This is a genomic window from Cellulomonas sp. IC4_254 (assembly GCF_011603975.1).
Classification (GTDB): domain Bacteria; phylum Actinomycetota; class Actinomycetes; order Actinomycetales; family Cellulomonadaceae; genus Cellulomonas.
This window is the reverse complement of sequence record NZ_JAANNB010000016.1, coordinates 24,865-33,907: the sequence shown is the minus strand read 5'-3', so window position 1 is coordinate 33,907 and position 9,043 is coordinate 24,865. Positions and strand designations below refer to the sequence as shown.

The 9,043-nt window shown below is 74.1% G+C and carries 7 protein-coding genes; 6 read left to right on the top strand and 1 reads right to left on the bottom strand.

The genetic code is table 11. The features are described from left to right. On the bottom strand, nucleotides 1-1,203 hold a 1,203-nt coding region (locus G6556_RS03235), incomplete at its 3' end, for an ROK family transcriptional regulator (RefSeq protein WP_166938563.1). Between the two features lie 120 nt (nucleotides 1,204-1,323). Here G6556_RS03235 and G6556_RS03230 point away from each other — a divergent pair. The 6 genes from G6556_RS03230 (at nucleotide 1,324) to G6556_RS03205 (ending at nucleotide 9,011) form a co-directional block, all read left to right on the top strand. After that, the gene (locus G6556_RS03230; RefSeq protein WP_166938561.1) at nucleotides 1,324-3,039 is read left to right on the top strand and encodes an ABC transporter substrate-binding protein; all 1,716 of its coding nucleotides are present in this window, start codon (nucleotides 1,324-1,326) and stop codon (nucleotides 3,037-3,039) included. A gap of 90 nt (nucleotides 3,040-3,129) precedes the next feature. Beyond that, nucleotides 3,130-4,119, top strand: coding sequence for an ABC transporter permease (locus G6556_RS03225; RefSeq protein ID WP_166938559.1), 990 nt, complete (start codon nucleotides 3,130-3,132; stop codon nucleotides 4,117-4,119). 12 nt (nucleotides 4,120-4,131) lie between these two features. Next, entirely contained in the window at nucleotides 4,132-5,151 is a 1,020-nt protein-coding gene (locus G6556_RS03220) for an ABC transporter permease (protein WP_240933540.1), read from the top strand. Beyond that, entirely contained in the window at nucleotides 5,148-6,035 is an 888-nt protein-coding gene (locus tag G6556_RS03215; RefSeq protein WP_166938557.1) for an ABC transporter ATP-binding protein, read from the top strand. Before G6556_RS03220 ends, G6556_RS03215 begins: the two co-directional genes overlap by 4 nt. Beyond that, nucleotides 6,035-6,970 (top strand): ATP-binding cassette domain-containing protein, encoded by a 936-nt coding sequence (locus G6556_RS03210; protein ID WP_166938555.1) that lies wholly within the window; start codon nucleotides 6,035-6,037, stop codon nucleotides 6,968-6,970. The genes G6556_RS03215 and G6556_RS03210 overlap by 1 nt, the downstream gene beginning before the upstream one ends. Then, on the top strand, nucleotides 6,963-9,011 hold the full coding sequence (locus G6556_RS03205; protein ID WP_346774694.1) for a beta-galactosidase: 2,049 nt from the start codon (nucleotides 6,963-6,965) through the stop codon (nucleotides 9,009-9,011). The genes G6556_RS03210 and G6556_RS03205 overlap by 8 nt, the downstream gene beginning before the upstream one ends. The last annotated feature ends 32 nt before the right edge of the window (nucleotides 9,012-9,043 follow it).

Below are 9,043 nucleotides of genomic sequence, written 5' to 3'. Positions count from 1 at the left end.
GTCCCCCACGGGGACCCCCGGCCGCCCGAGCGGCGACCGCAGCACCACGAGCGCCCCGCCCACGGCCGCGGACACCCGCACGTCCCGGGACAGCCGCACCCGCACCGGCCGGAGCAGCCGCGCGAGCGCGCCCGCGTCGACCACCTCCTGCACCCCGGCGACGTACAGCGGCCCGGCGACGCCGAACGCCGGCCCGGCCAGCACCACCGTATCCAGGTCGAACAGGTTCATCAGCGTCACCGCGGCGGTGCCGAGGTGCCGGGCGGACGCGGCGAGCAGGGCGGCGCACGCCGCGTCCCCCGCGACGGCGGCCCGCGCCACCCGCTGGAAGTCGGCCAGCACCGCGTCCTCGCCCCCGGCGAGCCCCAGCCGGGCCGCGAGCGCCGCGTCGGCGAGCGCGGCGCGGACCACCGCGCCGGGGCCGGCCAGCGCCTCGACGCACCCCCGGTTGCCGCACGCGCACGCCGGTCCCGCGGGGTCGACCGGCACGTGCCCGATCTCCACGGGGTTCGCGGTGCCGCCCTGGTACACCTCGGACCCGGCGATCACGCCGCCGCCGACGCCGGTGGCCATGTACAGCACCCCGAACGTGTCGACGTCGAGCGCGCCGACCCACTGCTCGCCGACGGCGGCGGCGGTGGCGTCGTTCTCCAGCAGCACCGGTAGCCCCAGCAGCCGGGCGAGCGTCCCGGTCAGCGGGTAGTCCCGCCACTCCGGGGTCGGCTGCCCGGTGAGGACGGCGCCGGCCGCGCGGTCCTGGGGCCCGTGGGTGACCAGCCCGACGCCGAGCACGCGGTCGCGGGGGATGCCGGCGCCGGCGAGCAGCAGGTCGATGTGCCGGGCGAGCACCGGCAGCGTGTCGTCCGGCGCGCCCCGGCCCACCCCGCGCACGCCGGTGGAGGCGACCCGCCGGCCCGCGAAGTCGGTGACGACGACGCTGCTCGCGCACCGGTCCAGCTGCACGCCGACCGCGAACCAGGCGCCCGCGTGGAGTTCCAGCAGCCGCCGGGGCGAGCCGACGCCGCCGGTCACGCGGCCGACCTCGTGCACCAGGCCCTCGCCCATGAGGTCCCGCACGACGTGCGTGATGGTCGCCGCGGTGAGCCCGGACCGGTCGGCGAGCTCGACCCTGCTGACCGTGCCGAGCGTCCGGATCAGGTCGAGGACGAGCGCCCCGGTCGCGGCACGGGGTGTCGTGCGCATCGCCCGACCATATCTTGACATGCTTAATTTAAGCACGTAACGATATGCCTGCGTTTCCCCGGGCCGCGACGACGCGGCCACGACCAGACCGTCGGCCGCGACGGGTGGAAAGGACCAGCGATGTTCCTCAGGTCAGCACGCACGCACCGGCGCCGTCCCCGCCAGGGGGTCGCGCTCGTCGCCGGCGCCGCGACCCTCGCCCTGCTCGCCGCGTGCAGCGGCGGCGACGGCGGCGGCTCGGGCAGCACCGGCGCCTCCGGCGACGGCACGACGCTCGTCGCCTACACCGGCCAGTCCGGCGACTACCAGGTCAACTTCAACCCGTTCTCCCCATCGCGCATCGGCGGGCTCGGCGCGATCTACGAGCAGCTGTTCTTCATCAACAAGGCCGCCGAGTCGGACCCGGTCCCGCTGCTCGGCACGGACTACACCTGGAACGACGACGGCACGGAGCTGCAGGTCACGCTCCGCGACGACGTCACCTGGAGCGACGGGGAGCCGTTCACCGCCGACGACGTGGTGTTCACCTACGACCTGCTCGCCAGCACCCCCGCGATCAACAACGTGGGCTACGCGGGCACCGCCACCGCCGTCGACGACACCCACGTGACGTTCACCTTCGAGGCCCCCGCGTTCGTGCAGGGCCCCGACGTGCTGTCCGGCGTCCCGATCGTCCCGGAGCACCTGTGGGCGGACGTCGACCCGACCGCCGACGTGGTCGAGAACCCGGTCGGCACCGGCGCGTACACGCTCGGGGACTTCAAGCCGCAGGCCTTCACCTACACCGCGAACCCCGACTACTGGGGCGGCGAGCCCGCCGTGACGACCATCCGGTTCCTGTCGCTGTCCGGCAACACCGCCGGCGCCGACGGCATCGCGAACGGCACCATCGACTGGCAGACCGGCCCCGTGCCCGACATCCAGAACGTCGCGGAGAACTTCCCGGGCTACGACACGCTGACCGCCGCGCAGAACCAGATGGTGCTCGCCACCTGCTCCAGCGTCGAGCTCGGCTGCTCCGGGCCGCAGACCGACCCGGCCGTCCGGCAGGCGCTGTACCTGGCGATGGACCGCACGCAGCTCAACCAGCTCGCGTTCGAGGAGACCGCGTCCGAGATCTCGCCGACCTTCGCGCTGACGTCCACGCAGGAGGCCACCATCTCGGCCGACGTCGCGGAGCCGGTCGCCCCCGAGAAGGCCGACCCCGAGGGTGCCGCGGCGGTGCTCGAGGCCGCCGGCTGGGCGAAGGGCTCCGACGGCATCTACGCCAAGGACGGCGAGCGGCTCACCGTGACGGTCGAGGTCGTCACCGGCTGGACCGACTACATCACCGCGGTGCAGACCATCGCGCAGCAGGCGAAGGCCGCCGGCATCGACGTGCAGACCGCGCAGTCGTCCTGGAACGAGTGGACCGAGCGCCGCACCCAGGGCAACTTCCAGCTCGCGATCGACTCGCTGTGGCAGGGCCCCGCGCCCGACCCGTACTACCTGTACACGTACTTCTTCTCCTCGGCGACGGGCGCCCCGGTCGGCGAGGCGGCGGGGAACAACTACTCCCGGTACGCGAACCCGGACGTCGACGCCGCGCTCGAGGCGCTGAAGTCGATGCCGCTGGACGACGCCGCGGCGCGGCAGCCGTACTTCGACACGATCCAGGCCGCCGTCGTCGAGGACATGCCGTACATCCCGATCCTCACCGGCGGCACCACGAGCGAGTGGAACGTCGGCGAGTTCACCGGTTGGCCGACCGAGGACGACCTCTACGCCTTCCCGGCGGTGTGGTCCGCGTTCGACGCCGCGGAGATCTTCAAGCGCCTGGAGCCGGCGGCCGGCTGAGGCGACCCGGGCCGGGCGGCCGCGCGCACCGTGCGGCCGCCCGGCACCGGGCCACCCCGGACCTCCCCCCGCCGTCGGAAGGGTCGCGACGTGAACTACGTCCTGCGCAAGCTCGGCTTCTACGCGGTCGCCCTGTGGGCCGCCGTCACCCTGAACTTCCTCATCCCCCGCCTGCTCCCGGGCAACCCGGTCGACATCCTGCTGGCCAAGCTCCAGCAGCGCGGCGGGACCGTCACGCCGGAGACGCGCGAGGCGTACTCCGCCCTGCTCGGCGGCGACACCACCGACTCCCTGCTGCAGCAGTACGGCACCTACCTGTCGAACCTGGTGCACGGCGACCTCGGCGTCTCGGTCACCTACTTCCCCACCCCGGTCAGCGAGGTCATCGGCACGTCGATGCCGTGGACCGTCGTGCTGGTCGGCATCGCGACCGTGCTCGCGGCGACCATCGGCGTGCTGCTCGGCGCGTTCGTCGGCTGGCGCCCCGGCACCTGGCTGGACTCGGCCGTGCCGCTGACCACCCTGCTCGCCGCGGTGCCCTACTTCTGGCTCGCGCTGGTGCTGGTCTACCTGCTGTCCCGGGTGCTCGGCTGGTTCCCGTCGCAGGGTGGCTACGACGTGGTGCTCGACCCCGGCTGGTCGCCCGAGTTCATCGGGTCGGCGATCGAGTACGGCTTCGTGCCCGCGCTGACGATCGTGGTCGCGTCCATCGGCGGCTGGCTGCTCGGGATGCGCAACATGATGGTGTCCACGCTGTCCGAGGACTACGTGCTGACCGCCCGCGCCAAGGGCCTGCCGCACGGGCAGGTGATGCGGAACTACGCCGCGCGCAACGCCGTGCTGCCGTCCGTCGCGGGGTTCGCCATCTCGCTGGGCTTCGTCGTCTCCGGGTCCGTGGTCACCGAGCAGGTGTTCTCCTACCCCGGCATCGGGTCCCGGCTGCTCGCCGCGGTCACCAACAACGACTACGCGCTCATGCAGGGCGTGTTCCTGTTCATCACCCTGGCCGTGCTCGGCGCGAACCTCGTCGTCGACCTGCTGTACGGCCTCATCGACCCGCGCACCCGCGCGAAGGGCTGAGGGGAGCCGGCGATGACGAACATCGGACCGGACGTGCAGGTGGCCGTCGAGGGGCCCGGCGGTCCCGTGGAGACCACCGCGCCGACCGACGCGCCCGAGCCCCGCCCCGCGGGGACCCGCGCCCGTCCCGCGTGGCGGATGCTGCTGCCCACCATGACCCCGTGGCTCGCCACCGGCCTCGTGCTGATCGCCGGCGTGGTGCTGCTCGGCGTGGTCGGGCCGTACCTGGTCGGCGACCCCGACGCGATCAGCGACGTCGGCCTCGCCCCGCCGTCGGCGGAGCACTGGCTCGGCACCACCCAGACCGGGCAGGACGTGCTGGCCCAGCTGGCGTACGCCACCCGCGGCTCGCTGCAGATCGGCCTCATGGTCGGCGTGCTCGCCACGCTGCTGTCGGCGTTCTTCGGGATCTACGGCGCCTACCTGGGCGGCGCCGCCGACGAGGGGTTCTCCCTGCTGTCGAACGTGTTCCTGGTGATCCCGGGCCTGCCGCTGGTCATCGTGATCTCGGGCTTCGTGCCCCGGGAGAGCCGCGGCCTGTGGACCATCGCGGTGGTGCTCGCCCTGACGTCGTGGGCGGCGTCCGCCCGGGTGCTGCGCGCGCAGACCCTGTCGGTGCGGTCCCGGGACTACGTGGCCGCGTCCCGGCTGTCGGGCGAGAAGCCGTGGCGGGTCATCGGCGTGGAGATCCTGCCGAACCTGCTGCCGGTGCTCGCCTCGCAGTTCGTGTACGCGGTGATCGCGGCGATCCTCGGCGAGGCCGGGCTGTCGTTCCTCGGCCTCGGCGCCTCGAACGCCTCGACGCTCGGGACGATGCTGTTCTACGCGCAGAACGGCTTCGCCCTCCCGCTCGGCGCCTGGTGGTGGTTCGTGCCGCCGGGCCTGGTGATCGCCCTGTTCGGCATGGGGCTGTCGCTGGTCAACTTCTCGATCGACGAGATCATCAACCCCCGGCTGAAGAACGCCCGCACCGCGCGCCGCCGCGCGAACGCCGCGCGCCGGGCCGCCCGCCGGACGGAGGCCGCCCGATGACCACCCTCACCGACCGCGTCCCGCACGCCGCCGCCCCCGCGCGCCGCCCCGTGCTCACCGTCACCGACCTCACCGTCGTCTACGACGTCGACCAGCCGGTCACCGCCGTGAAGGACGCGAGCCTGCAGCTGGGCCGCGGGGAGATCCTCGGCCTGGCCGGGGAGTCCGGCTGCGGCAAGACGACCCTCGCCTACGCGATCAACCGGCTGCACCAGCCGCCGGCCCGGATCGCGTCCGGCTCCGTGGTGTTCCACGACCGGGACGGCGGCGACGTCGACCTGCTCGGCCTGGACGACGAACCGCTGCGCCGGTTCCGCTGGTCGCAGCTGTCGATGGTGTTCCAGGGCGCGATGAACTCGCTCAACCCGGTGCGCACCATCGGGTCGCAGCTGGACGACACCCTGCGCGCGCACGCGCGGATGTCCCGGGCCCAGCGCCGGGAGCGGTCCGCCGAGGTGCTGACCCGGGTCGGCGTCGACCCGGGGCGGCTGCGGTCCTACCCGCACGAGCTGTCCGGCGGCATGCGGCAGCGCGTGATGATCGCGATGGCCATGCTGCTCGAGCCGCAGATCATGATCATGGACGAGCCGACCACCGCCCTCGACGTCGTGGTGCAGCGGGAGATCCTGCGGGAGATCGTCCGGCTCCGGGACGAGCTCGACTTCGCGGTCGTGTTCATCACGCACGACCTGCCCCTGCTGCTGGAGATCAGCGACCGGATCGCGGTGATGCTCGCCGGCGAGATCGTCGAGCTGGACACGGCCGCGCAGCTGCACCGCTCCCCCGCCCACCCGTACACCCGCCGGCTGCTCGGGTCGTTCCCGAGCCTGTCCGGCGAGCGCGGCGCGTTCATCCGCGAGGGCGTCGACCCCGAGGAGGCCTGATGACCAGCGTGCACGTCACCAACCTGACCAAGGACTACGGCCTGCGCTCCGGGCTGCGCCGCAGCACGCTGCGCGCGGTCGACCGGGTGTCGTTCGACCTGGTGCCGCGGCGGACCGTCGCCCTGGTGGGCGAGTCGGGCTCCGGCAAGTCGACCATCGCCAAGCTGCTGACCCGGATGGAGAAGCCGACCTCCGGGACGATCGACGTGCAGTTGGACGACCGCACCCCGGTGATGGGGTCGGTCTACCAGCGGCACGTGCAGATGGTGTTCCAGGACCCGTTCGCGTCGCTCAACCCGTTCCACTCCGTCGAGCACCACGTGGCGAGGCCGCTGCGGATCCACCGCCGCACCCACGACGCCGCGTCCACGCACGCCCGGGTGCTGGAGATGCTGGAGCGGGTCAACCTGCACCCGGCGGAGGACATGGCGGCGCGCCGCCCGCACGAGCTGTCCGGCGGGCAGCGGCAGCGCGTCGCGATCGCCCGGGCGCTCGCCCCCGGCGCGCAGGTGCTGATCGCCGACGAGCCGGTGTCGATGCTCGACGTGTCCATCCGGCTCGGGGTGCTCAACCTGCTCGGCCGGCTGCAGCGGGAGGACAACCTCGCCGTCCTCTACATCACGCACGACCTGGCGACCGCGCGGCACTTCTCCGACGAGATCCTGGTGCTCTACCGCGGCCGGGTCGTCGAGCGCGGGCCGTCCGACGCCGTGATCCTCGACCCGCACCACGACTACACCCGGCTGCTCGCGATGGCCGCGCCCGACCCCGACCGGGTCGGCAGCGTCGGGCGCGAGGGCGACACCGCCGTGGCGCGGGACGGCATCGACAACTCGGTCTGCTACGACCACACCCTCGGCGCGTGGGTGCCGATCGACGAGGCGGAGGCCGCGGCGCGCGCCGCGACCGCGGGCGGGGCGCGGGCCGGTGTCTGAGTTCGTCAGCGCGGTCGTGCCGCCGCCGCCCGCCGCCGCGCCGGCCGCCCCGCCCGTCCGGCTGGTCGACGGCCTCGCCTACGGCGGCGACTACAACCCCGAGCAGTGGCCGCGCGAGGTCTGGCGCGAGGACGTCGCCCTGATGCGCGAGGCCGGGGTCAACCTGGTCACACTCGGCGTCTTCTCCTGGGGCCTGGTCGAGACCGCGGACGGCGCGTTCGACTGGACCTGGTTCGACGAGGTCGTCGACCTGCTGCACACCCACGGCATCGCGATCGACCTCGCCACCCCCACCGCGGCACCGCCGTCCTGGCTGCACACCGCGCACCCCGAGGTGCTGCCGTTCGACGCCGACCTGTACCAGCAGCCGCCGGGCGGCCGGCTGGCGTGGTGCCCGAGCAGTGCGGTGTTCCGCCGGTACGCGCTGCGGTACGTCGAGGCGCTGGCGGCGCGGTACGGCCGGCACCCGGCCGTGCGGCTCTGGCACGTCAGCAACGAGCTCGGCGGCGGCAACGCCCGGTGCTACTGCGACGTGTCGGCGGCGGCGTTCCGGGACTGGCTGCGCGCCAGGTACGGGACGGTCGACGCCGTGAACGACGCGTGGGGCACCGCGCAGTGGGGGCACCGGTTCGGCGCGTGGGAGGAGATCCTGCCGCCGCGCGGGAAGCACGGGGCGCCGAACCCGGGGCTGTACCTCGACTACGAGCGGTACTCCTCGGACGCGCTGCTCGCGCACTACCTGGCCGAGAAGGCGGTGATCGAGCGGCACTCCGCGGTGCCGGTCACGACCAACATGATGGTCGGGCCCGGCGCGCAGGTCGTGGACTACGCGTCCTGGGCGCCGCACACCGCCGTGGTCGCGAACGACCACTACACGCTGGTGGACGACCCGGACCGGGAGCAGGACCTCGCGTTCGCCGGCGACCGGATGCGCGGGATGTCGGCGGGCCGCCGCCCGTGGCTGCTGATGGAGCACTCCACCGGCGCGCCGTCCTGGCAGCAGCGCAACCGCGCGAAGGACCCCGGCGAGATCGCCCGGAACGCCCTGGCACACGTCGCCCGCGGCTCCGACGGCGCGCTGTTCTTCCAGTGGCGCGCGTCGACCGCCGGGGCCGAGCAGTTCCACTCGGCGATGCTGCCGCACTCCGGCACCCGGTCCCGGGTCTGGCGGGAGGTGGTCGCCCTCGGGCGGGACCTCCGGGCGCTGGCTGAGGTGCAGGGCACCGTGGTCGAGCCCGCGCGGGCCGCGATGGTCGTCGACGACCCGGCCGGCTGGGCGCTGCAGCACGGGCTCACCCCGCACCGCGCGCTCCGGTACGGGCGCGAGCTGCGCACCTGGCACCGGGCGCTGTGGGAGCGGCAGGTGCTGTGCGACGTCGTCCCGCCCGGGACCGACCTCGACGGCTACGACCTGGTCCTGGTGCCGACGCTGCAGGTGCTGTCCGACGCGGAGGCGGATCGGCTGCGCGCCGTGCCCGCGCGCGGGGGGACCCTGCTCGTGACCTACCTGTCCGGGGTCTGCGAGCCGACCGGCCGGGTCCGGCCCGGGCTCGGCGCGCTGGCGGACGTGCTCGGCGCGTGGACCGACGAGTTCTACCCGCTGCAGCCCGGCGAGCGCGTGCGGCTGGACGACGGCGCCGAGGTCGCGGACTGGACCGAGCGGGTCGAGCTCGACGGCGCGGAGGCGGTGGTCCGGTACGCCACCTCGTCGCTCGCGGGCGGCGCAGCCGTCACCCGGCGGTCCGTCGACGGCGGCGGGGCCGCCTGGTACGTCGGGGCGGCGCTGCCCCGGGACGCCGTCGACCGCGTCACGGCGCGGCTGGTCGAGGAGGCCGGGCTGCCGCGCACCGCCGAGGCCGACCCCGGCGTCGAGGCGGTCCGCCGCGTCGGGGACGGCGCGTCCTACCTGTTCCTGCTCAACCACACCGACGCGGACCGGAAGGCCACCGCGTCCGGGACCGACCTGCTCACCGGCGCGGAGGTCGGCCCCGTCACCACCGTGCCGGCGGGCGGCGTGCGCGTCGTCCGCGAGCGCCGCTGATCCGTCGCGGCACCCTGCGACACCCCTGCGTC

Bases quoted from the DNA above. Each gene is read 5' to 3' on its own strand.
- G6556_RS03215 (WP_166938557.1), top strand. From the start codon at position 5,148: ATGACCACCCTCACCGACCGCGTCCCGCACGCCGCCGCCCCCGCGCGC.
- G6556_RS03230 (WP_166938561.1), top strand. From the start codon at position 1,324: ATGTTCCTCAGGTCAGCACGCACGCACCGGCGCCGTCCCCGCCAGGGG.
- G6556_RS03220 (WP_240933540.1), top strand. From the start codon at position 4,132: ATGACGAACATCGGACCGGACGTGCAGGTGGCCGTCGAGGGGCCCGGC.
- G6556_RS03210 (WP_166938555.1), top strand. From the start codon at position 6,035: ATGACCAGCGTGCACGTCACCAACCTGACCAAGGACTACGGCCTGCGC.